Source organism: Streptomyces seoulensis, assembly GCF_022846655.1.
Classification (GTDB): domain Bacteria; phylum Actinomycetota; class Actinomycetes; order Streptomycetales; family Streptomycetaceae; genus Streptomyces.
In genome coordinates, this window is sequence record NZ_AP025667.1 from 5,616,112 (window position 1) to 5,636,441 (window position 20,330).

Annotated in this window: 21 protein-coding genes; 8 read left to right on the forward strand and 13 right to left on the reverse strand. The window is 72.1% G+C overall.

Features of this window, described 5'->3' with window-relative positions; all coding sequences use genetic code 11:
* Positions 1–58: 58 nt before the first annotated feature.
* The 7 genes from HEK131_RS25650 to HEK131_RS25675 form a co-directional block, all read right to left on the reverse strand.
* Positions 59–1,654 (reverse strand): dipeptide ABC transporter ATP-binding protein, encoded by a 1,596-nt coding sequence (locus tag HEK131_RS25650; RefSeq protein ID WP_347881870.1) that lies wholly within the window; start codon positions 1,652–1,654, stop codon positions 59–61.
* Positions 1,651–2,649 (reverse strand): ABC transporter permease, encoded by a 999-nt coding sequence (locus HEK131_RS25655; RefSeq protein ID WP_217463059.1) that lies wholly within the window; start codon positions 2,647–2,649, stop codon positions 1,651–1,653. The genes HEK131_RS25650 and HEK131_RS25655 overlap by 4 nt, the downstream gene beginning before the upstream one ends.
* The gene (locus tag HEK131_RS25660) at positions 2,646–3,641 is read right to left on the reverse strand and encodes an ABC transporter permease (RefSeq protein ID WP_217463058.1); all 996 of its coding nucleotides are present in this window, start codon (positions 3,639–3,641) and stop codon (positions 2,646–2,648) included. Before HEK131_RS25660 ends, HEK131_RS25655 begins: the two co-directional genes overlap by 4 nt.
* A 4-nt stretch (positions 3,642–3,645) precedes the next feature.
* On the reverse strand, positions 3,646–5,358 hold the full coding sequence (locus HEK131_RS25665; protein ID WP_217463057.1) for an ABC transporter substrate-binding protein: 1,713 nt from the start codon (positions 5,356–5,358) through the stop codon (positions 3,646–3,648).
* Positions 5,359–5,542: 184 nt separating this feature from the next.
* Positions 5,543–5,638: an Ms4533A family Cys-rich leader peptide gene (locus HEK131_RS30245; protein WP_329014725.1), complete on the reverse strand. Its 96-nt coding sequence runs from the start codon at positions 5,636–5,638 to the stop codon at positions 5,543–5,545.
* An 81-nt stretch (positions 5,639–5,719) separates the two neighbouring features.
* Positions 5,720–7,069: a DUF3152 domain-containing protein gene (locus HEK131_RS25670; protein ID WP_244337164.1), complete on the reverse strand. Its 1,350-nt coding sequence runs from the start codon at positions 7,067–7,069 to the stop codon at positions 5,720–5,722.
* Between the two features lie 8 nt (positions 7,070–7,077).
* Positions 7,078–8,058 (reverse strand): alpha/beta fold hydrolase, encoded by a 981-nt coding sequence (locus HEK131_RS25675; RefSeq protein ID WP_244337165.1) that lies wholly within the window; start codon positions 8,056–8,058, stop codon positions 7,078–7,080.
* Positions 8,059–8,255: 197 nt separating this feature from the next.
* Between HEK131_RS25675 and HEK131_RS25680 the strand changes: the two genes are divergently transcribed.
* The 4 genes from HEK131_RS25680 to HEK131_RS25695 all read left to right on the forward strand — a co-directional run bounded on the left by HEK131_RS25680 (position 8,256) and on the right by HEK131_RS25695 (position 10,050).
* Positions 8,256–8,480 carry a hypothetical protein gene (locus tag HEK131_RS25680; RefSeq protein WP_217463054.1) on the forward strand — a complete coding sequence of 75 codons (225 nt, stop codon included), beginning with the start codon at positions 8,256–8,258 and terminating at the stop codon, positions 8,478–8,480.
* 146 nt (positions 8,481–8,626) lie between these two features.
* Positions 8,627–9,268 (forward strand): TetR/AcrR family transcriptional regulator, encoded by a 642-nt coding sequence (locus HEK131_RS25685; protein ID WP_161146898.1) that lies wholly within the window; start codon positions 8,627–8,629, stop codon positions 9,266–9,268.
* Positions 9,269–9,388: 120 nt separating this feature from the next.
* Positions 9,389–9,616, forward strand: a complete 228-nt coding sequence (locus HEK131_RS25690; RefSeq protein WP_217463053.1) for a DUF3107 domain-containing protein — start codon at positions 9,389–9,391, stop codon at positions 9,614–9,616.
* A gap of 167 nt (positions 9,617–9,783) precedes the next feature.
* On the forward strand, positions 9,784–10,050 hold the full coding sequence (locus HEK131_RS25695) for a hypothetical protein (RefSeq protein WP_217463052.1): 267 nt from the start codon (positions 9,784–9,786) through the stop codon (positions 10,048–10,050).
* 22 nt (positions 10,051–10,072) lie between these two features.
* Here the strand turns inward: HEK131_RS25695 and HEK131_RS25700 are convergent, their stop codons facing one another.
* Complete coding sequence (locus tag HEK131_RS25700) at positions 10,073–10,828, reverse strand: ferritin-like fold-containing protein (protein WP_217463051.1); 756 nt, start codon at positions 10,826–10,828, stop codon at positions 10,073–10,075.
* 506 nt (positions 10,829–11,334) lie between these two features.
* On the opposite strand from HEK131_RS25700, the gene HEK131_RS25705 reads away from it, so the two are divergent.
* Positions 11,335–13,644 (forward strand): DEAD/DEAH box helicase, encoded by a 2,310-nt coding sequence (locus HEK131_RS25705; protein ID WP_244337166.1) that lies wholly within the window; start codon positions 11,335–11,337, stop codon positions 13,642–13,644.
* A 63-nt stretch (positions 13,645–13,707) separates the two neighbouring features.
* Here the strand turns inward: HEK131_RS25705 and HEK131_RS25710 are convergent, their stop codons facing one another.
* On the reverse strand, positions 13,708–14,601 hold the full coding sequence (locus HEK131_RS25710) for an NYN domain-containing protein (RefSeq protein WP_161149798.1): 894 nt from the start codon (positions 14,599–14,601) through the stop codon (positions 13,708–13,710).
* A gap of 220 nt (positions 14,602–14,821) precedes the next feature.
* Between HEK131_RS25710 and HEK131_RS25715 the strand changes: the two genes are divergently transcribed.
* Positions 14,822–14,977 (forward strand): hypothetical protein, encoded by a 156-nt coding sequence (locus tag HEK131_RS25715; RefSeq protein ID WP_217463049.1) that lies wholly within the window; start codon positions 14,822–14,824, stop codon positions 14,975–14,977.
* Positions 14,978–15,020: 43 nt separating this feature from the next.
* Here the strand turns inward: HEK131_RS25715 and HEK131_RS25720 are convergent, their stop codons facing one another.
* From HEK131_RS25720 to HEK131_RS25735, 4 genes are all read right to left on the reverse strand, one after another.
* Complete coding sequence (locus tag HEK131_RS25720; protein WP_217463048.1) at positions 15,021–15,626, reverse strand: MarC family protein; 606 nt, start codon at positions 15,624–15,626, stop codon at positions 15,021–15,023.
* A 136-nt stretch (positions 15,627–15,762) separates the two neighbouring features.
* Positions 15,763–16,620, reverse strand: coding sequence for a PHP domain-containing protein (locus HEK131_RS25725; protein WP_217463047.1), 858 nt, complete (start codon positions 16,618–16,620; stop codon positions 15,763–15,765).
* Positions 16,621–16,743: 123 nt separating this feature from the next.
* Positions 16,744–17,385 (reverse strand): DUF6758 family protein, encoded by a 642-nt coding sequence (locus tag HEK131_RS25730; RefSeq protein WP_217463046.1) that lies wholly within the window; start codon positions 17,383–17,385, stop codon positions 16,744–16,746.
* Positions 17,386–17,503: 118 nt separating this feature from the next.
* The gene (locus HEK131_RS25735; RefSeq protein WP_244337167.1) at positions 17,504–18,100 is read right to left on the reverse strand and encodes a suppressor of fused domain protein; all 597 of its coding nucleotides are present in this window, start codon (positions 18,098–18,100) and stop codon (positions 17,504–17,506) included.
* Positions 18,101–18,559: 459 nt separating this feature from the next.
* Here HEK131_RS25735 and HEK131_RS25740 point away from each other — a divergent pair, with 459 nt between their 5' ends.
* Together HEK131_RS25740 and HEK131_RS25745 are read left to right on the forward strand one after the other, a co-directional pair.
* A complete protein-coding gene (locus HEK131_RS25740) occupies positions 18,560–19,678 on the forward strand; it encodes a magnesium and cobalt transport protein CorA (RefSeq protein ID WP_217463044.1) in 1,119 nt (372 codons plus the stop codon).
* Between the two features lie 23 nt (positions 19,679–19,701).
* Complete coding sequence (locus tag HEK131_RS25745) at positions 19,702–20,232, forward strand: hypothetical protein (RefSeq protein WP_244337168.1); 531 nt, start codon at positions 19,702–19,704, stop codon at positions 20,230–20,232.
* Positions 20,233–20,330 lie beyond the last annotated feature (98 nt).

Genomic DNA, 20,330 nt, shown 5'->3' on the forward strand with positions numbered 1-20,330 from the left:
GGCGAGCCGCGTTCCGACACGCTAAGAGACCGGTCGGTGACGTTCCGCACGCGAAACGTTACGCCGGAGCGGGCTCCCGCCTGGCCGCCCGGCGCCGTGCGGCCACCTCCGGGTCCAGCGCCGGTACGGCGGCCAGGAGTTGGCGGGTGTACGGGTCGCGCGGGTTCTCGTACACCTCGTCGGCCGGGCCGGTCTCGACGACCTGTCCCCGGCGCATGACCGCGACCCGGTCGCTGACCTGGCGGACGACGGCGAGGTCGTGCGCGATGAAGACGAGCGCGAGCCCCAGCTCCCGGCGCAACTCGTCCAGCAGCGCGACCACTTGGGCCTGGGTGGTGACGTCGAGCGCGGAGACGGGCTCGTCGCAGACGATGACGCGCGGGTCGGCGGCGAGGGCCCGCGCGATGCCGACGCGCTGGCGCTGCCCGCCGCTGAACTCGTGCGGGTAGCGGTCGTGGTGGGCCGCTTCCAGCCCGACCCGCTCCAGCAGTCCGGTCACCCGTTCCCGGATGGCCTTCTCGTCCCTCCCGCCCTTGGCGCGCAGCGGGTCGGCGATCGAATCGCCCACCGTGCGGCGGGGGTTGAGGGAGGAGGCGGGGTCCTGGAAGACCATCTGCACGGACGGGTCGACCCCGCTGTGGGCGCGGCCGGCGTGCCGGATGGTGCCGGAGGTCGGTTCCAGCAGCCCGACCAGCATGCGGCCCAGCGTGGTCTTGCCGCTGCCGCTCTCCCCCACGATCCCCAGGGTCTCGCCCCGACGCAGGGTCAGCGTGATGTCGTCCACGGCGGTGAACGCCCCTCGCCCGCGCCCGAACTCCTTTCGCAGCCCGGTCGCTTCGAGCACGGTCTCCCCCGGCTCCCCGGCGGGCGCGGCGCGGGAGGCGTCCACGCGCGGTACGGCGGCGAGGAGTTCACGGGTGTACGCCTGCTCGGGTGCGGCCAACACCTGCCGCAGCGGACCGTGTTCGATTGCGCGGCCGTGCCGCATGACGAGCACGTCGTCGGCGCTCTCGGCGGCGACGCCCACGTCATGGGTGACGAGCAGCAGCCCGAGACCGTCGTCCTGGCGCAGGGTGTGCAGCAGGTCGAGGATCTGGGCCTGCACGGTGACGTCGAGCGCGGTGGTCGGCTCGTCCGCGATCAGCAGCTCCGGTTCGCACGCCAACGCCATGGCGATCAGCGCCCGTTGGCGCATGCCCCCGCTGAACTCGTGCGGCCGGGACCGGGCGCGCCGGGCGGCGTCGGGGATGCCGACCCGGTCCAGCACCTCGACGGCACGCGCGCGTGCGGCCCGCCGGGAGGCGCGGGTGTGCACGCGGTACACCTCGGCGATCTGGTCGCCGACCGCGTAGTACGGGTCGAGGGACGACAGCGGGTCCTGGAAGACCATCGCGGCCTTGGCCCCGCGCAGCCTGCGCAGCTCGGTGTCGGAGGCGGCGGCCACGTCGGTGCCCGCGACCAGGACCGACCCGCCGACCCGTGCCCCGGTGTCCCGGTGCAGGCCCAGCAGGGCGCCCGCGACGGTGGACTTGCCGGAGCCGGACTCCCCCACGAGGGCCAGCGCGGCCCCCTTCTCCAGGGTGAAGGAGAGTCCGTCCACGGCACGCAGGGCGCCGAACTCGACGGTGAGATCGGTGACTTCGACCAGGCTCATGCGAGGACCACCCGGCGGTCGGCCAGCGCGTACAGGATGTCCGCGACGGCGTTGGCGATGACGACGAAGAAGGCGACGACCAGGACCATGCCGACGACCACGGGCAGGTCGACGACCTTGACCGCGTGGACCAGCTCCTGGCCGATGCCGGGCAGCCCGAACAGGGTCTCGGTGAGGACCGCGCCGCCGACGGCGGAGCCGACGTTGTTGGCGTTGAGCGCGATGACGGGGGCGAGGGCGCCGCGCAGGGCGTGCCGTCCGACGATCGCCCGCTCGCCGACGCCGTAGGCGCGGAAGGTGCGGATGTGGTCCTCGGCGAGGGTCTCCAGCATGGCGGAGCGGGTGAGCCGGGCGAACGCGGCGGCCTCGATCAGGGCCAGCGAGAGCCAGGGCAGCAGCAGGTTCCACGCCCACTGTTCGGGGTCGTCGGCGAAGCGCACGTACTGCGGGAAGGGCAGCAGTTGGAGTTCGCCGCAGACCACGATCATCAGGACCAGGCCGAGCACGAAGACGGGCGTGGCCCAGCCGGCGAGGGTGAGGACGGTCAGCACCCGCTCGGAGAGCCGGCCGCGCCGCCAGGCGGAGAGGACGCCGGTGCCGACGCCGATGACCAGCCAGAGCACCATCGCGCCGGCCACCAGCGAGAGGCTGACCGGCAGCTTGGCCAGCAGCAGCGTGAGCACCTGCTGGTCGCTCTGGTAGGAGAGCCCGAGGCAGGGCGCCGCGCAGTGCTCGACCGAGGTGCCGGTGGAGTAGTCCTGGCCGACGAACAGGCCCTGGAGGAAGTGGAAGTAGCGCAGGTAGAGCGGGTCGTCGAGCCGGAGTTGGGCCGCGACCTGGTGCACCTGCGCCGGGGAGCAGCGCGGGCCGCAGGTGATCTGGGCGACGTCGCCGGGGGTGGCGTAGAAGACCACGTAGACGAGGACCGAGACGGCGAGCAGGGTGATGGCCGTGCCCACCGCGCGGCGCAGCAGGAATCCGCCGAAGGCGTTCACGCGGCGCCCTCCTTCCGGGCGCGGCCGGTGCCGACGCGCAGACGGGAGGCCGCGCGGGGGTCGAGTGCGGTGCGGACGCCGTCGCCGAGGACGGTGAGGGCGAGCACGGTGGTGAACAGGGCACCGGCCGGGAACAGCAGGTACTGCGGCGCGGCCTGGTACCAGACGTCGGCCGCGGTGATCATCTGTCCCCAGGACGGCGTCGGCGGCTTCACCCCGACACCGAGGAAGGACAGGGCGGCCTCGGCGGAGATGTTGGTGGGCACCAGCAGCGCGGCGTAGGTGATGACCGGCGCGGCGAGGCCGGGCAGCAGCTCGCGGCGGGCCACCCGCACGGCGCCCCACCCGCTGAGCCGGGCGGCGGCCACGTAGTCGAGCCCCTTGAGGGTGAGCGTCTGGGCGCGCACGATCTTGGCGACGTTGCCCCAGGCGATCAGCCCGATGACCAGGGCGACCAGCACCGGGCGGGGGAAGCTCGCCGGGACGATGGCCAGCAGCGCCAGCGCCATGATCATGAGCGGCAGGGCGACGATGATGTCGGTGACGCGGCTGAGGAGCTGGTCGATCCAGCGGCTGCCCATGGCGGCGGCCACGCCGATGACGACGCCGATGAGCACCTGGATGAGGGTGGCGGCGAAGGCGACGCCGAGCGAGACGCGGGCGCCCTCCACCAGCCGGGCGAACAGGTCGCGGCCGGTCTGCGGTTCGACGCCCAGCCAGTGCTCGGCGCTGATCCCGCCGAGCGGCCCGACGGGCACACCGCCGCGCGCGGAGTCGATCAGGCCGGGGTGGTACGTGGTGGGGTCCTGCCCCTCGACGGCGGTGAGCAGCGGCGCGGCGAGCGCGACCAGCACGAGGAGCGCGACGACGGCCGCGGCGACCAGGGCGGCCCGCTGCGCGCGCAGCCGCCGCCAGAACTGACGGGCCCCCGAGGCCGCCGGGGCGGCGATGTCCGCCCCGGCGGCCTCGACGGCGACGAGTGCTTCGCTCACCGGGTCACTTCACCGAGACCTGGGAGATGTCCAGCACGCCGGTCCAGTCGCTGATCACGATGTTCTTGACGTCCTTGCCGTACAGGCGCTTGTAGACGGGGTGGAACAGCGGGACGACGAGGGCCTGTCCGGCGATCTTCCTGTCCAGCGCGCCCCAGCGCTTGGCGGCGGCGTCGAGGTCGGTCAGCTTGTTGATGGCGTCGATCTCGGTGTTGACCGACTTGTCGTCCAGCAGGCCGGTGTTGAAGTTGGCGCCGTCCTTGACGATCTGGCGGCCGTCGAAGATCGGGGCGAGGAAGGGACCGCCGGAGGGCCAGTCGGCACCCCAGTGGGCGAGGAAGAAGCCGGGCTCGGTCTTGGTGCTGTGGATCTTGTCCCGGTAGTCGTTGTCCTCCAGGCCCTGGAGCCTGACCGTGATCCCGGCCTTCTTCAGGGCGTCCTGGAGGGCGGTGGCGATCTCCGGGCTGGTCTCGAAGTCCTTGCTGTTGGAGTGGGTGAGGGTGACGGTCAGCCCGTTCGGGTGCCCGGCCTCCTTCAGCAGTTCCTTCGCCTTGGCCGCGTTGCCCGACTTGCCGGCCGGGAACAGGTCGTGCGGGGTGTACCCGAAGGACTTCTGGTCGGGCAGGAAGGTGGTGGCGGGCTCGGCGAGCGCGGAGCCGCCGGCCGCGTTGACCACCGAGGAGCGGTCGACGGCGTAGGAGATCGCCTGGCGCACCTTGGGGTCGTCGAACGGCTTCACCTTCGGGTTGAAGGCGATGTAGTCCGTATAGCCGAAGTGGCCGGTGCCCACGCGCGCGGCGAGGCTCTTGTCGCCGCTGACGCGGGCGAGTTCGGCCGGGCCGAGGTTGGTGTCGGTGGTGACGGCGGCGGAGTCGGCGCCCTGGGAGGCGGCGAGCCGCTGGTTGATGACGGAGGAGTCGAGACCGGAGCGCACGTCGACCTTGTCCGGGTACGCCTTGCGCTCGTCGTCGCCGCTCCAGTGCGGGTTGCGCTCCAGCAGGACGCGCTCGCCGTCGTTCTGGTTCTCGACGACCTTGTACGGGCCGGAGGAGACCGGGTGCTGCTCGTACTTGGTGCCGGTGTCCTTGGCTCTCGGCACCGGCGCGAACTGCGTCTGGGTGGCGAGGAAGGGGAACTCGCCCTCGGGCTTGTTCAGATGGAAGACGAGGGTCCGCTCGTCCGGCGTCCCGATCGCCTTCAGGCCCTTCTTGTCCTTGTACGGGCCCTGGTAGTCGGCGGCGCCGCTCAGCCAGTCCCGCAGGTAGGGCGCGCCACCGGAGAGTTCAGGGGCGAAGGACCGCTCGATGCCGTACTTGACGTCGGCCGAGGTGATCGGGGTGCCGTCCTCGTACTTCAGCCCCTTCTTCAGGGTGTACGTCCACACGGTCGCGTCCTTGTTGGGGCGGCCGGTGTCGGTGGCGAGGTCGGGGACCACCTCGGCGCCCTCGGCGCCGTTCTCGCGGTTGCGCGTGGTGAGGGTGCGGAAGACCAGCGAGGGGACGTTGCCGCCGCCGGAGGTGTAGAGGCGGGCCGGGTCGAAGTCGGTCTGGGCCTCGGCGTTCAGCACGGTGAGGGTGCCGCCCTTGTGGGGCGTGGAGTCGCCACCGGCGCCCTTGGCATCGTTGTCCTCAGGACCGCAGGCGGCGGCGCCCGCTGCCACGGCCAGGCTGACGGATGCCGCTGCCACGCGGCGCGCTATGACGGACGGTTGACGCATCGGAGATGACGACCTCTCAGGGAACCCTCCGGGATATCCCGAGGGGTGAGACAGGGGGACGAGGAGTGAGACACCTGCGGACAGGTGTCGGCCCCGGCGTCAGACGTCGAGAGATCCCGCGACAACGGTCACGGGCGGCAGGGAGAGAAAGGCACGCATCGACGCGGACGCCAGGAAGGCGGCGTCAGCGACAGTCGATGTCGGCCACGCAGAGGGCGGTCACGCCGATGAGCGCCAGCTCGATGGCGGCGCTGCGGAGGACGGCGTGACGGGACCACATGCGCAGAAATATGAACGAACATGCGACTCATGTCAATGTGACATGAGCCGGCCCCCGTCGACTCCTGCGTCGATCCTCGCGTCAACTCTTGGGATACGGCCAGGCGTTGGGCAGGCAGTGGATTCCGTCGTGGTCGAGGAACTTGGTCTGCTGCTGCATGACCGGGGCGATCTCGCCGTCCTTGTCGCACGTCACGTGCCCGTGGCCGAGCCGGTGGCCGACCTCGTGGTTGATGAGCATCTGGCGGTAGGCGTGGATCTCGGCGTCCCCGTAGGTGGCGCTGCCCTGCGCCCAGCGGTACGCGTTGATCATCACGCGCTCGGTGGCCGCCGAGTCGCAGGAGACGTTGTCCTCGGTGGTGTCCAGGCCCGACTTGGCGCACCACTCGGCGGTGGTGCCGGGGCTGGCCAGCGTGATCACGAAGTCCGGCTTGCCGGAGGAGACGCGCTCGAAGGCGCGCTCACCGCCGTGGGCCCAGCTCCGGTCGTCGTTGAGGGTGCGCTGCACGGCGTCGGCGAACAGCACGCCGTCCAGGCCGAGTCCCTGCTCGACGTCCACCCGGTAGGTCAGCTTGCGGCCCTTGCCGGGCGCCTTGGCGGAACCGGGCACCGCCTCGAACCTGCCCGAACCCTTCAGGTCCGCGCCCAGGGGATAGAGACGGTCCATCTTCTGGGCGTACGTCAGCGGGACGGCGGCGTTCGGCGGGGCCGAGGGCAACGCCTGGGAGCCGGCCGACGTGCCGCCGGTGGCGGCCTGGGCCCGCGACTCGCCCTGGGCGCGGCCGTCGGCCACCTGCCCGGCGACGACGACCGCGAGCACGGTGGTCACGGCCGCGGCCGCGACCCCGGTGAAGGCGCGCCCCCTGCCCCCGTGCCGGGGCGCGGTGCCGGCCGCCGGTGGTGGCGGCGGTGTCCCGCCGTCGTCCGGCGCGGTCCTGGGCCCGGGGACCTCGGTACGGCGGGGCGCCTGCGGCGCGGCGCCCTCGGCGAAGGCGTCCAGGTACTCCCTGCGGGGGCCGGGACCCGCGTCCACCGGCTCCGCGCTGCGCTGCCGGGGGAAGGGCGTCGCGGAACGTCGCCCGGAACCCTCGAACTCCCCCCAGCCACCGCCCTCTTCACGTTGCTCGGGGTGACCGCCACGCGCCTGCCCGAACCCCTCGGCGAAGGAACCCGGAGCCCGGCCGCGGGCCCCGTCGTCCTCACCCCTGCCCCGGCCGTCCGGGACATGCCGCCCGGCACCGCTGACGGTCGCGCCGAAGGCACCCGGACCCTGACGTCCGGCACCCCACGACTCACCGCCCTGCGGACGCCGCCGCGCGGCGGAGTCACCCGTGCCGGTGACGCCCTCGGCGGCCTCGGCCGCCGTGTTCGTGCCTTCTATGGCCGAGGCGTCCCCCTTGGGAGCCGGTCCTCGGCGGCTGTGTCGTCCCACCCCTGCCCTCAGTTCTCCGCGTTCGTGGCGCCCGATACGGCGCTCTCCGCGAGGAGTTCGCGGAACGCCCTGGCCACCAGCTCCGGATATTCCATCATCGCCACGTGCCCGGCGTCCGGCAGGGACAGCAGACGTGAGTCCCTGAAGGAGCGGGCGGCCTTGGCGGCCATGCGGAAGCCGACGAGTTGGTCACGGCCACCGTAGACCAGCAGGGTGGGCGCGAGCACCCGCTCGGCCTGCCGCCACAGTCCCTGCTGCCCGCCCAGGGTGTAGGCGTCGACGATCCCGCGCGCGGAGCGGGTCATCGCGTCCCAGAAGTACGGCAGCTTCAGGCGCCGTTCGAGCTCCTCCACCGCGTACTGGAACGCCTCCGGCGACACGCTCCCCGGGTCGCCGTAGCAGAGGGCCGTGACCCCGCGTACCCGCTGCTCGGCGGTCCACTCCCTGGTGATCCGGTTGAACAGCGCGGCCACACCGGGCACCCCCAGCAGGGCCGTGGGCGCCGCGCTGCGCTGGATGCGCAGCTCCGGCAGGGCCGGCGAGACCAGCGTCAGGCTGCGGACGAGGTCGGGGCGGACGGCGGCCACGCGCGTGGAGACCGCGCCGCCCAGGGAGTTGCCGAAGAGATGGACCGGGCCGCGTCCGGCCGCGTCGAGATGGCGGATGACGGCACGCGCGTGCCCGGTGACGGAGTAGTCGCCGTCGTCCGGCGGCGGGGAGTCGCCGAAGCCCGGCAGATCGACGGCCTCGGAGTCGACGTCGCTGTCCAACTCGGCCATCAGCGCGGACCAGTTCTGCGAGGAACCGCCCAGGCCGTGCACGTACAGCGCGGGTTCCAGGCCGTCCCGTGCGGGCGGCCGGGACCGGACCGACAGGGTGACCCCCGGCAGTCGCACCGACCTCATCCGCTCGCCCTCGCCCACCCTTACGGGTGCGACCCGAGGGAGCACGCTCGCGGCCGGCACGGAAGGTGACTCGGTCGAAGACATGCGCCAATGTTACGAGACGATCACACCGCGGCTCATGTGTTCGCCCTCACAGGGAGGGACCGAAGGGGCGGCGGCCCGTACGCCGACGGCGTGGCGTCGCCGGGGGCGGTCTCCTAGGCTCGTATGACAGCGCACCCGCGGGGTACCCGCCCGATCCAGAGGTTCCTGGACGGATGCTGGAAGGAAGGGAGGCCGTCATGGCCCACTACCCCACCGAGCCGGACGAGATCGAGGACCCCGACGACGGCGCGCGGGCGCCGATCGACGTCGAGGCCCCCGAGCACGACGCCGCCGAGCAGCGCGTGCCCCTCACGGACGAGCGGGACGAGCCGCTGAGCGAGGTGGACCCGGACCGGGGCAGCGAGGGCGATCTGATCGAGCAGGCACGTGTCGTCGGCCCCGACGAGGAGGATTACCGCTGACCGAGCGGGCACCTGGCCGAGGGCCACGGCTTTCGCCGTCGTCCGGTACGTGAAATTCTGCGCTCGCACCGCGCACACCACGGTTACCGAAAAGTACGATGGCCGCGCGGCCCGACACCGCATGAGGGACGACATAGGGAGGCGGCGTGACAGCCATCGAGCAAACAGAGGCAGCACGCCCGCGCGGCACCCGTCTGCCGCGCCGAGCCCGGCGCAACCAGTTGCTGGGCGCTGCCCAGGAGGTTTTCGTCGCCCAGGGCTATCACGCGGCCGCGATGGACGACATCGCCGAGCGCGCCGGAGTCAGCAAGCCGGTGCTGTACCAGCACTTCCCCGGCAAGCTCGACCTCTATCTCGCCCTGCTGGACCAGCACTGCGAGGCGCTGATCCAGGCCGTGCGCGCCGCGCTCGCCTCGACGACCGACAACAAGCAGCGCGTACGGGCGACCATGGACGCCTACTTCGCGTACATCGAGGACGACGGCGGCGCCTTCCGCCTGGTCTTCGAGTCGGACCTGACGAACGAGCCGGCCGTGCGCGAGCGCGTCGACAAGGTGACCACCGAGTGCGCCGAGGCGATCTGCGAGGTCATCGCCGAGGACACGGGCCTGTCCCGCGCGGAGTCCATGCTGCTCGCCTCCGGGCTCGGCGGGCTCGCCCAGGTGGTGGCCCGCTCCTGGCTGCACAGCGACCGCAGCGTGCCGCGCGATCAGGCGGTGCAGTTGCTCGCTTCGCTGGCGTGGCGGGGCATCGCGGGTTTCCCGCTGCACGGCACCGACCACCACTGACACGCCGTGTTCGCTGATGGCGTTCCCGCCGGAAGCATGAGCGTCCCCTCACCGGGCTAATGTGTGCAGCGTACGGCGCGGCAGATCGCGCACATCACTGACCGTCGGAGGGACATAGCCGTGGAGGTCAAGATCGGCGTGCAGCACGCGCCCCGCGAGATCGTTCTGGAGAGCGGTCAGAGCGCCGAGGAGGTCGAGCGCGTCGTGGCCGACGCCCTGGCCGGCAAGTCGCCGCTGCTGAGCCTCGAGGACGAGCGCGGCCGCAAGGTCGTCATCCCGGCGGACCGTCTGGCGTACGTCGAGATCGGCGCGCCGACCGTCCGCAAGGTGGGCTTCGGCACGCTGTAGGCGCGACACCCGTGAAGGACCCGGTGGCATCCGCCGCCGGGTCCTTTCGTATGCGCGGCGCGCACGGCTCGCGCACGGGCCGGGCACGGGGGAGGATTGCAACGCGCAGGTCACGGGTATGTCGGACCGTGACCGCATGAGCACGCCGACGTGGGAGGGACCCCCCGATGATCCTGGAAGTGCTCGGTTCGGCTGTGCTCGGCCTCGTCCTCGCCTTCGCGGCGGCGCACCGTCTGCCGCACCGGCTGCCCGCCCGCCCCCTGGTCTTCGCCACCGCCGTCGCGGGCGCCCTCTTCGGGGACTTCGTCACGCACAGCGCCCTGGGCCCGGCCCCGGTCCTGCTCAGCCTGCTGGGCGCGGCCGTCGTGTCCGCCGCGTCCCTGTCGCTGCTGTTGCGCCCGGCCGGGCGACTGCGCCGGTCCGCACCGGCGTAGCCGCCCCTGACCGGCGGGGGTCTCAGGCCGCGAGGCCCAGAGCGGCCATCCTCTTGGTGTGCGCCTCGGTGATCCGGGTGAACATCCGGCCGACCTCCGCGAGGTCGAAGCCGTCCGCGACCCCGCCGACCAGCATGGTCGACAGCGCGTCCCGGTCCGCCACGACCCGCTGCGACTGCGAGAGCGCCTCGCCCATCAGCCGCCGCGCCCACAGCGCGAGCCGTCCGCCGACGCGCGGGTCGGCGTCGATGGCCGCGCGGACCTTCTCCACCGCGAACTCCGCGTGCCCGGTGTCGTCCAGGACGGCGAGGACGAGTTCACGGGTGTCGGTGTCCAGGCGGGCCGCGACCTCGCGGTAGAAGTCACTGGCGATCGAGTCGCCGACGTACGCCTTGACCAGGCCCTCCAGCCAGTCCGAGGGGGCCGTCTGCTTGTGGAAGCTCTCCAGCGCGGCGACGAAGGGGTCCATCGCGGCGGTGGGCTCCGCGCCGATCTCGGTCAGCCGGTCGCGCAGCCGCTCGAAGTGGTGGAACTCCGCCGAGGCCATCTTGGCCAGCTCCGCCTTGTCCGAGAGGGTCGGCGCCAGCTTGGCGTCCTCCGCGAGCCGCTCGAACGCCGCCAGCTCGCCGTACGCGAGCGCGCCGAGCAGGTCCACGACAGCCGCGCGGTACTGCGGCTCCGTCGCGGCTCGCGCCCAGTCCTGGGCTGCGACTCCGGTGGGGCCGTCGGTGGCGGCGCCTGCGTTCTCAGGGGTCTCAGGCTTGTCAGAGCTAGTCATGAGCCGCACAATAGCCCGCTCACCCTGTCCCGGAAGCCCCTGGTCAAACACTGTGACCACCACTACGTGACCAATTCGGCCATCGCGTGTGCGTCAATCCGGGGTATGATGGTATTGCGCCTGCTGAGCGCGCCGACGGTGTTCGGCGTGTTCCGACGCGGGCGCACGCATGAGGATGCCCGGTCGGTGGCCCGATCGGCTCCGACCTGACAGCCCTCCCCGGCCGTACCGCAGCACGCGTACGACGAGCGGAGGGACATCCTTAGCGGTTCGAGCGCTAGAGCGTCGGCAGAGGTCCCGTGTCATACGGCTTGCCCCGGTTGGGTCGCCCGTACGGCGGCCGACGTCCCCGGCACGGTCAGACATGATCCCCGCGCTCGCCTCGCACCGCACACACAGAAGAGGCAAAGCTCCTGACTACGACATTTCGTGACCTCGGCATCCTTTCCGAGACCGCCGAGGCGCTGGAAGCCGTCGGCATCGTCAATCCCTTCCCCATCCAGGAGATGACGCTCCCGGTGGCCCTCTCGGGCTCCGACGTCATCGGCCAGGCCAAGACCGGCACGGGCAAGACCCTCGGCTTCGGTCTGCCGCTCCTGGAGCGCGTCGTCGTCCCCGCCGACGTCGAGGCCGGCCGCGCCGCCCCGGAGGCACTGACCAGCGCGCCGCAGGCGCTCATCGTCGTGCCCACCCGCGAGCTGTGCACCCAGGTCACCAACGACCTGCTGACCGCCGGCAAGGTGCGCAACGTGCGCGTCCTCGCCATCTACGGCGGCCGTGCCTACGAGCCGCAGGTCGAGGCCCTGAACAAGGGCGTCGACGTCGTCGTCGGCACCCCCGGCCGGCTGCTGGACCTGGCGGGCCAGAAGAAGCTGGATCTCAGCCACGTCAAGTGCCTGGTGCTGGACGAGGCCGACGAGATGCTCGACCTGGGCTTCCTTCCCGACGTCGAGAAGATCGTCAACATGCTGCCGGTCAAGCGCCAGACCATGCTGTTCTCGGCCACCATGCCGGGCGCGGTCATCGGTCTCGCCCGCCGCTACATGTCCCGCCCCACGCACATCCGCGCCACCGCGCCGGACGACGAGGGCGCCACGGTCGCCAACATCAAGCAGTTCGTCTACCGCGGCCACTCCATGGACAAGCCGGAGATGATCGCGCGCATACTGCAGGCCGACGGCCGCGGTCTCGCGATGATCTTCTGCCGCACCAAGCGCACCGCCGCCGACATCGCCGAGCAGCTCCAGCGCCGCGGCTTCGCCTCCGGCGCGGTCCACGGCGACCTCGGCCAGGGCGCCCGCGAGCAGGCGCTGCGCGCCTTCCGCAACGGCAAGGTGGACGTGCTGGTCTGCACCGACGTGGCCGCGCGCGGCATCGACGTCAGCGGCGTGACCCACGTCATCAACTACCAGTCCCCCGAGGACGAGAAGACCTACCTGCACCGCGTCGGCCGCACCGGCCGCGCCGGCAACAAGGGCACGGCCGTCACGTTCGTCGACTGGGACGACATCCCGCGCTGGCAGCTCATCAACAAGGCGCTGGAGCTGGACTTCAACGAGCCGGTGGAGACGTACTCGACGTCCCCGCACCTGTTCTCCGACCTCAACATCCCCGCGGGCACCAAGGGTGTCCTGCCCCGCTCGGAGCGCACGCGTGCCGGTCTGGACGCGGAGGTCGTGGAGGACCTCGGCGAGACCGGTGGCCGTGGTGCGCGCGGCGGCGGCCGGTCCGGCCGTGGCGGACGCCCCGAGGCCACGCCGGAGCGGGAGCGTACGGAGCGCTCGGAGCGTTCGGAGCGCACCCCGCGCCGTCGCCGCCGCATGCGCGGCGGTGCCCCGGTGGAGGCCGGTGCCGCCGCCCCCGCGGCGGAGACCACCGCAGTCGAGGAGCCGCAGGCTCCCCGTACCCCCCGCCGTCGTCGCCGTACGCGCGGCGCTGCGGCCGGCGAGCCGGTGACGGCCGCCGTGGAGACGGTCACCGAGACCCCGGCGCCCGCGGCTGCCGCCGTCGCCGTGGTGGAGGTCCCCGAGGCGCCGGAGGTTCCGGCCCAGCCGCGCCGCCGCACCCGCAAGCGGGCGGAGGCGGCTCCGGTCGTGGCCGAGGCCGTCGTCGAGGCGCCGGCCGTGGTCGTGGAGCCGGTCACCGAGGCCCCGGCCCCGAAGCGCCGCACCCGCAAGGCGGCCGCCCCCGCCGAGGCGGTCGTGCACACCGTCGAGGCCCCCGTGGCCGAGACGAAGCCCCGCCGCACGCGCAAGGCCGCTGTCGCAGCCGTCGAGACGGCCGAGGCCGTGGAGACCAAGCCGCGCCGCACCCGCAAGGCCGCCGTGACGGAGCCGGTCGAGACCCCCGAGGCCGAGACCAAGCCGCGCCGCACGCGCAAGGCCGCCGTCACGGAGCCGGTCGACGCCCCCGAGGCCGAGACCAAGCCCCGCCGCACCCGCAAGGCCGCCGCTGCCCCCGCCGTCGAGACGGCCGAGGTGACGGAGACCAAGCCGCGCCGCACCCGCAAGGCCACCGTGACGGAGCCGGTCGAGACCCCCGAGGCCGAGACCAAGCCCCGCCGCACCCGCAAGGCCGCTGTCGCAGCCGTCGAGACGGCCGAGGCCGTGGAGACCAAGCCGCGCCGCACCCGCAAGGCCGCCGCGACGGAGCCGGTCGAGACCCCCGAGGCCGAGACCAAGCCCCGCCGCACCCGCAAGACGGCCGCCGCCAAGGCCGTCGCGACGGAGATCCCGGCTCAGGCCACCGAGGAGCCGGAGGCCAAGCCGCGCCGCCGCACCCGCAAGGTCGCCGCCGTGGAGCCCACCGAGGCGTAAGCGGAACCCGCACGACAGCAGGAAGGCCCGGCCCCCGTCGAAGGGGACCGGGCCTTCCCGCTGTCAGTACTGCGTCTGCAGGTGCTCCCAGAAGCCGTCCCGCAGGGCCCGGCGCAGGTCGGCCTGGCCGCGCAGGGAGTACTGGAGCAGGCCCTCCGCCTCCACCAGGAGGTCCTGGTCGACCGAGCCGGGCAGGTACGGGTGACCGGGCAGGAGTTCCATCAGGCTGTCCCGGCCCCGCGAGACCAGCCACTTCGCCGCGATCTGGGCGCCGACGAAGCGCACGTCCTCGCGGGTCGGCCGGTTGCCCGTCGCCTCGTAGGCGGCGGCCGTGCGGCGCGAGACGTACGGCTTGCAGAACTCCAGGTCGAAGGTGCGCTGACTGTCGACCTCCCACAGCAGCGGCTCGGCCTGGTTGCGGCCCTCGGGCGCCTCGATGCCCCACAGGTGGACGCGCGCCCCGTACCCCTGCGCGGCCTCGACCGCCGACACGAGGTCCTCGTCACCGCCCAGGAGCGCCGCGTCGCTGATGGCGCGGTGGCGGGCCAGGGACTCCAGGTCGGTGCGGATCAGGGAGTCGACGCCCTTCTGCTGGTTGTGGGCGTTGAGGTTGCCGAGGCGGACCTTGACGTCGGGCAGCTCGGCGATCGACTGCTGCTCGGCGGTGTGGATGCGGCGCCGGGCGCCGTCGTACCAGTACACGCGCAGCAGACGGCTGTCGGCGAAGATCGAGCGGGCCTTGTCGATGAGCGCGTCGATCAGGCCCTCGGCGTCGAGGTCGAAGGCGCGGCGGTCCTCGGTCCCGGCCACCAGACGGCCCGCGGCCGCGTAGAGATAGCCCGCGTCGACGAAGATCGCGTGGGTGGAGGGTGTTTTCGCCACTTCCGCGAGCATGCGTTGTAGCAGCTCGTTCGTGTGGTCGATGCGGGCGCCGAGTGCCGCCAGGTCGTCGTTCATCGGGTCCATTGTCCCGGCCGTCACGCTGCGAACACAACCGGTCCCCGTCAGTCCCCTTGCGAGGTTGTTTTACCGGACAGTAATTAGCCCGTCAAAAAATTTCCTTAGCGTAGGGAATGTTTGCGGTAGGCCGTTCGTTGTCTACACATGTGACACCGCGACAACGCGTCGCACACCAGTAGTTCTCCGCAGGAGGATGACCAGACGAAGGGAGAAGCCGATGCGCTTCGAAATCATGCGACTCGACGAGGTCGACGGCAGCACCGTGGACAGCACCGTCGTGGACGCCGCCTCCGTCAACCGGATCGTGCAACAGGCGGCCGCCATCGGCCAGCGCCTGTGGATCCGCCCGGCCGACACTCGCCCGGCCTCATAGGGCGCACGACACTCAAGCCTTCCGGGGGAGCCGAGGCCGAGTCTCAGCTCCCCCGGATCACCTGAGTGACCCCGTTGATGATCTGCTGCACGGCGATCGCGGAGAGCATCATGCCCGCGAGCCGTGTCACCAGGACGACACCGCCGTCCTTGATGACCTTGATGACCAGCAGCGAGTAACGCATCACCAGCCATAGCACGACATGGATGGCGAGGATCGCCGACCAGACCGAGACCTGCGTGGCGACACTTCCGGCCTTCTGTACGGCCAGGATCACCGAGACGATCGCGCCGGGACCGGCGAGCAGCGGCATGCCCAGCGGCACGAGGGCGACATTGACGTCCTTGGTCTGCTTGGGCTCGTCGGTCTTGCCGGTGAGCAGGTCGAGCGCGATCAGCAGGAGCAGCAGCCCGCCCGCGATCATCAGCGCCGGGACCGAGACGTGCAGGTAGTCGAGGATCTGGTGGCCGAGGAGGCCGAAGACGGTGATGACCCCGCCCGCCACACAGACGGCCTGGAAGGCCATCCGCTTCTGGACCTTGGCGGGCCGCCCCGCGGTGAGGGCGAGGAAGATCGGGGTGATCCCCGGCGGGTCCATGATGACGAAGAGGGTCAGGAACAGGGAGCCGAAGACGGCGAGGTCGAACATGATGTGCCTTGCGTGATGGAACTACCGCCGCGAGACGCCCGTGACTCCCTTACGGGCATGCGGCGGGCGCGCACGGCGGACGTGCGGGTGATCGGGTGGGGGGAAAAGCTGGAGAGGGCGCGGGGCGCCGGGGGCTTCAGGCTCCGCCGGTGCCGGGGACGGGGAACGCGCCGGTCGCACGGCGGATGATCTCGCCGTAGACCTCGGGATCGGTGGTGTTCTCGCCGAGGGCGACGGTCTTGCGGGTGCCGTGGTAGTCGGAGGAGCCGGTGACCAGCAGGCCCAGGTCCTGGGCGAGGCCGCGCAGCCGGGTCCGGGTGGCCTGGTCGTGCTCGGTGTGGTCGGCCTCGATCCCGTCGAGTCCGGCGGCGGCCATGGCGGCGATCGCGTCCTGCGGCACCGTGCGGCCGCGCTTGGCGGCGGCGGGGTGGGCGAGGACGGCCACGCCGCCCGCGTCCTTCACCAGCCGGATCGCCTCCAGGGGATCGCTCTCGTGCTTCTCGACGAAGGCCCGGCCGCCGTCGGCCAGCCACTCGGGCGTGAAGGCGTCGCTCACGGTCGGTACGACACCCAGCTCCACCAGCGCGGAAGCCAGGTGCGGACGGCCCACCGTGCCCCCGGCGGCGATCCGCTCGACCTGTTCCCGGGTGACCGGGACGCCGAGCGCGTTCAGCTTGGCGATCATCGCGTGGGCGCGGGGCACCCGGTCGTCCCGGACCAGCTCGCGCTCGGCGAGCAGGGCGGGCTCCTCGGGGTCGAAGAGGTAGGCCAGCAGATGCAGCGAGACGCCGTCGGTCCGGCAGGAGAGTTCGGCGCCGGTGACCAGGGTGAGGCCCTCGGGCAGCGCGGCCCGCGCCTCGGCGTACCCGCGGGTGGTGTCGTGGTCGGTCAGCGCGACCACGTCCAGTCCGGCGCCGGCGGCCGCGCGCATCAGCTCGGCGGGGGTGTCCGTGCCGTCGGAGGCGCTGGAGTGGCAGTGCAGGTCGATGCGCACGGCTGCTCCAGGAGGCTAGGGGGACGGCGGGGACCACCTAAGGATAGCCGCGCCGAAGGCATGCCCTGTCACCCCCGCACCCCGGAGGCGCCCCCTACACCTCAGGGCTGCATCAGCTACGTCTCAGGGCTGCATCAGCCGGGGCGAGAGCGCCCCGCAGGGCACCAGGTCGACCTCGGGGCCCGCGTCCCGGAGATCCGTCAGCACCAGTTCGTCGTACATCAGCAGGCCGGACTGCGCGGGCCAGGTGACCGCCCACAGCCAGACACCGAGGGCCTCGCCGGCGAAGACCGCGCGGTCGTCCGGGGTGTCACTGACGTGCCAGAGCGGGGTGGGGCGGCCGGCGGCCAGCACCTTGGCCTGCGGCGGCTTCTCGACGTCCAGGCAGGGGCCCGGGTCGGGGCCTTCCAGGCCCGCGTACCGCGCGCCGAGGCCGACGCCCAGCTCCTCGGCGACGAGGACCAGCTCGCCGGGACCGCCGAGCGGGCCGGGACCGGAGCAGGCCACGACGGTGGCCCGGCCGCCGCCGGGGGCGTCCCCCGCGTAGGCGACGCCCGTGAACAGCCAGCCGACCGGCAGCGGCCACGGCATCCACAGCGGGACACCGGTGCGCTGCACCACGGCGGTGAGTGCCTCGACGCTGGGCGGGATCGCGGGCTGCAGCGGGTACACCGCGCCGTGCGCGTCGCACTGCCACGTGTCGGCGAAGAGGCCGGGAGCCCGGACCCGGCCACCGCACCTCGGGCAACTGGGTTCGCCCCTCATAGAGCCCCACGGTCCTACCCCGGCCGCCGCACGTCAAGGACGATCACCCGTACGGCCCCGGCGCTCCCCTCGGCGTCCGACCAACTCCCCGCCCATCAAGGGCACTTGGTGAGCTTGCTCACTCGGGCGCCGGTCCGAGCGGGACGGAGACGCGGTGGGGATCGCGCAGGTCGGTGCCGTTGACCAGCCAGCGCTCCTGGAGGGCCTCCGCGCCGTGCACCCGCTTCCAGGCGGCCTCGTTCGGCGTCATCGGCAGCAGCGGCAGGAAGCGCACGGGGTCCAGCGGGGCGTCCAGCTCCAGGTCCTCCACCAGTCCGCCCGGCTCCCCCACCAGTACCGAGGTGAAGGGTGCGCCGGGCCACAGCGGCTCCCCCACGTCCAGTGAGGCGCCGGGGGCCACGACCACTCCCTCGACCTGCGGGGAAGCGGCCAGCACGGCGAGCGGCCGGAGCACCGGGCCGGTGTCGGCGAGCCCGGCGCGGACGGAGAGGACCAGCTCGGCACGCGGGCCCTCGACGGGGTCGGCGATCATCGCCGTGGGGTCGGTCATGGGGTGCGCCGACATACCCAGCGTGGCGTACCGGACCACGTCCCCCTCCTGGAAACGGAGCACCTCGATGCGGTCCGCGCCGAGAAAGGTGACGGAGGCACGCGCATCCGGTTCACCGAGCGCCGAGTTCAGCCGCGCCTCGACCAGAGGAAGAACATCAACCATGCGGTGAGCATAGAACTCGTCAGTGGCAGGCAAAGCTGCGCCTTGACACCGAAGGCTGCTGCTACGCTGAGCCGGTGGTTCGGGGCCGCGTGCACATGCTCGCCGTCGAGTCCCCGACGCCGATGAGACTCCCTTACGAGGGACCGGCCGGAGGAGGTGGGGCTGTCATGGATCGAAGTCGACCGTGCAGTACCACTCGCTCTTCCGGCTGTTGATGTCATTCCTGGCTGGCTGCCACCTTCCCGTTCGCTTCGCCGTCCGGAAGAGCACTTCGTTTCGCTTTGCCTGATCTGCCTGATCTGACTCAGTCCTGCATCAGTAGCGAAGTCGCCACCGCGACGGTGCGGTGCTCCCCGCTTTGTGGACGTGCCAAACACATGCAGTCCGAACGTCCCCATTCCGGGTAGTTCCACCCGTCGCAGGCGCACTTTCGTTGCCCGCCCGCGAAGGAGCCTGCCCATGTCGATGATCCGCGACCTGCGAGCCGTGGTCCGTCCGTCCTCCCGCCCCGCCCCGCGCAAGGACGCGGCCGCCCCTTTCGAGGCCGACCCCACCGCCTCCTCGGCCGTGGTCGACTGCGCGGTCTACCGCGACGGCGCCCGCGTGGAGAGCGGACGCACCCTCAGCCCGCAGGAGGCGATGCGCGAGGTCCGCAAGGACGGCGGGTTCGTGTGGATCGGCCTGCACGAGCCGACCGAGGCCGAGTTCGCGGGCATCGCGGGCGTGTTCGGGCTGCACCCGCTGGCCGTGGAGGACGCGGTCCAGGCCCACCAGCGGCCCAAGCTGGAGCGCTACGACGACTCGCTGTTCACCGTGTTCAAGACCGTGCACTACGTCGAGCACGACGAGCTCACCGCCAACAGCGAGGTCATCGACACCGGTGAGGTCATGTGCTTCACCGGCCGGGACTTCTTCATCACCGTGCGGCACGGCGGGCAGGGCTCGCTCCGGGCACTGCGCCACCGGCTCCAGGACGACCCCGAGCTGCTCGCCAAGGGTCCCTCGGCGGTGCTCCACGCCATCGCCGACCATGTGGTGGACGGCTACATCGCGGTCGCGGACTCGGTGCAGGACGACATCGACGAGGTGGAGACGGAGGTCTTCTCCCCCGGCCGCAACGGCGGTGTCTCGCGCGGTGTCGACTCGGCCCGGATCTACCAGCTCAAGCGCGAGGTACTGGAGTTCAAGCGCGCGGTCGCCCCGCTGCTGCGCCCCATGCAGTTGCTGAGCGAGCGGCCGATGCGGCTGATCGACCCCGACATCCAGAAGTACTTCCGCGACGTCGCCGACCACGTGGCCCGCGTCCACGAGCAGGTCATGGGCTTCGACGAACTGCTGAACTCCATCCTCCAGGCCAACCTGGCGCAGGCGTCGGTCGCGCAGAACGAGGACATGCGCAAGATCACCGCCTGGGCCGCGATCATCGCCGTGCCCACCATGGTGTGCGGGGTCTACGGCATGAACTTCGACCACATGCCCGAGCTGCACTGGAAGTACGGCTACCCGGTGATCATGTGCGTCACGGTCGCCCTCTGTCTGGGCATCCACCGCACGCTGAAGCGCAACGGCTGGCTCTGAGCGCGCCTGGATAGGCTGGGCGCATGACCAGCGAGCCGCCCGCCCAGGCCCTTTTCGACCAGGCCCTCATCGAGGAGGCCACCAAGAAGTCCGGCCTGATCTGGGTCCGGGGCGCCGAAGCGCCCGCCGCGCGCCCGCTGTGGCACGTCTGGCACGACGGCGCCGCCTGCCTGGTCGGTGACGGCCCCGGCGAGCAGCCGCTGCCCGCTCTCACCGACGGCGGCGCGGCCGAGGTGGCGGTGCGCAGCAAGGACAAGGGCGGCCGGCTCGTCACCTGGCCGGCGACCGCGCACCGGCTGGCCCCCGGGTCGGCCGAGTGGGAGGCGGCCGTCGCGGAGTTGAAGGGCAAGCGGCTCAACGCCCCCGGCGGCGAGGAGATCGCGGCCCGCTGGGCACGCGAGTGCACGGTGCTGCGCCTGGTGCCCACCGGCACCGTGGCCCCACCGCCCACCGGCAGCCTGGCCGAGCCCCCGCTGCCCACCCCGGCCACCACCCGCGCACCCGTACCGCCCGCGCTGCCCAAGCTGCTGGCGCGGCGACGCAGGCGAGGCTAGGCCCTGCCTTCCGGATCTTGCCGCGGTCGCGGGGTCTGGCACGCACATCTGCGGCGTTGTCGTCACTCTCCCCCAAGCTCTCGCCTCCGCTCGAGCAG

What these genes read in the sequence shown, in the direction of transcription:
- HEK131_RS25650 (WP_347881870.1), bottom strand. Translation starts at nt 1,654, where the DNA reads ATGAGCCTGGTCGAAGTCACCGATCTCACCGTCGAGTTCGGCGCCCTG.
- HEK131_RS25665 (WP_217463057.1), bottom strand. Translation starts at nt 5,358, where the DNA reads ATGCGTCAACCGTCCGTCATAGCGCGCCGCGTGGCAGCGGCATCCGTC.
- HEK131_RS30245 (WP_329014725.1), bottom strand. Translation starts at nt 5,638, where the DNA reads ATGTGGTCCCGTCACGCCGTCCTCCGCAGCGCCGCCATCGAGCTGGCG.
- HEK131_RS25675 (WP_244337165.1), bottom strand. Translation starts at nt 8,058, where the DNA reads ATGTCTTCGACCGAGTCACCTTCCGTGCCGGCCGCGAGCGTGCTCCCT.
- HEK131_RS25680 (WP_217463054.1), top strand. Translation starts at nt 8,256, where the DNA reads ATGGCCCACTACCCCACCGAGCCGGACGAGATCGAGGACCCCGACGAC.
- HEK131_RS25695 (WP_217463052.1), top strand. Translation starts at nt 9,784, where the DNA reads ATGATCCTGGAAGTGCTCGGTTCGGCTGTGCTCGGCCTCGTCCTCGCC.
- HEK131_RS25700 (WP_217463051.1), bottom strand. Translation starts at nt 10,828, where the DNA reads ATGACTAGCTCTGACAAGCCTGAGACCCCTGAGAACGCAGGCGCCGCC.
- HEK131_RS25705 (WP_244337166.1), top strand. Translation starts at nt 11,335, where the DNA reads ATGACGCTCCCGGTGGCCCTCTCGGGCTCCGACGTCATCGGCCAGGCC.
- HEK131_RS25710 (WP_161149798.1), bottom strand. Translation starts at nt 14,601, where the DNA reads ATGAACGACGACCTGGCGGCACTCGGCGCCCGCATCGACCACACGAAC.
- HEK131_RS25715 (WP_217463049.1), top strand. Translation starts at nt 14,822, where the DNA reads ATGCGCTTCGAAATCATGCGACTCGACGAGGTCGACGGCAGCACCGTG.
- HEK131_RS25720 (WP_217463048.1), bottom strand. Translation starts at nt 15,626, where the DNA reads ATGTTCGACCTCGCCGTCTTCGGCTCCCTGTTCCTGACCCTCTTCGTC.
- HEK131_RS25730 (WP_217463046.1), bottom strand. Translation starts at nt 17,385, where the DNA reads ATGAGGGGCGAACCCAGTTGCCCGAGGTGCGGTGGCCGGGTCCGGGCT.
- HEK131_RS25735 (WP_244337167.1), bottom strand. Translation starts at nt 18,100, where the DNA reads ATGGTTGATGTTCTTCCTCTGGTCGAGGCGCGGCTGAACTCGGCGCTC.
- HEK131_RS25740 (WP_217463044.1), top strand. Translation starts at nt 18,560, where the DNA reads ATGTCGATGATCCGCGACCTGCGAGCCGTGGTCCGTCCGTCCTCCCGC.
- HEK131_RS25745 (WP_244337168.1), top strand. Translation starts at nt 19,702, where the DNA reads ATGACCAGCGAGCCGCCCGCCCAGGCCCTTTTCGACCAGGCCCTCATC.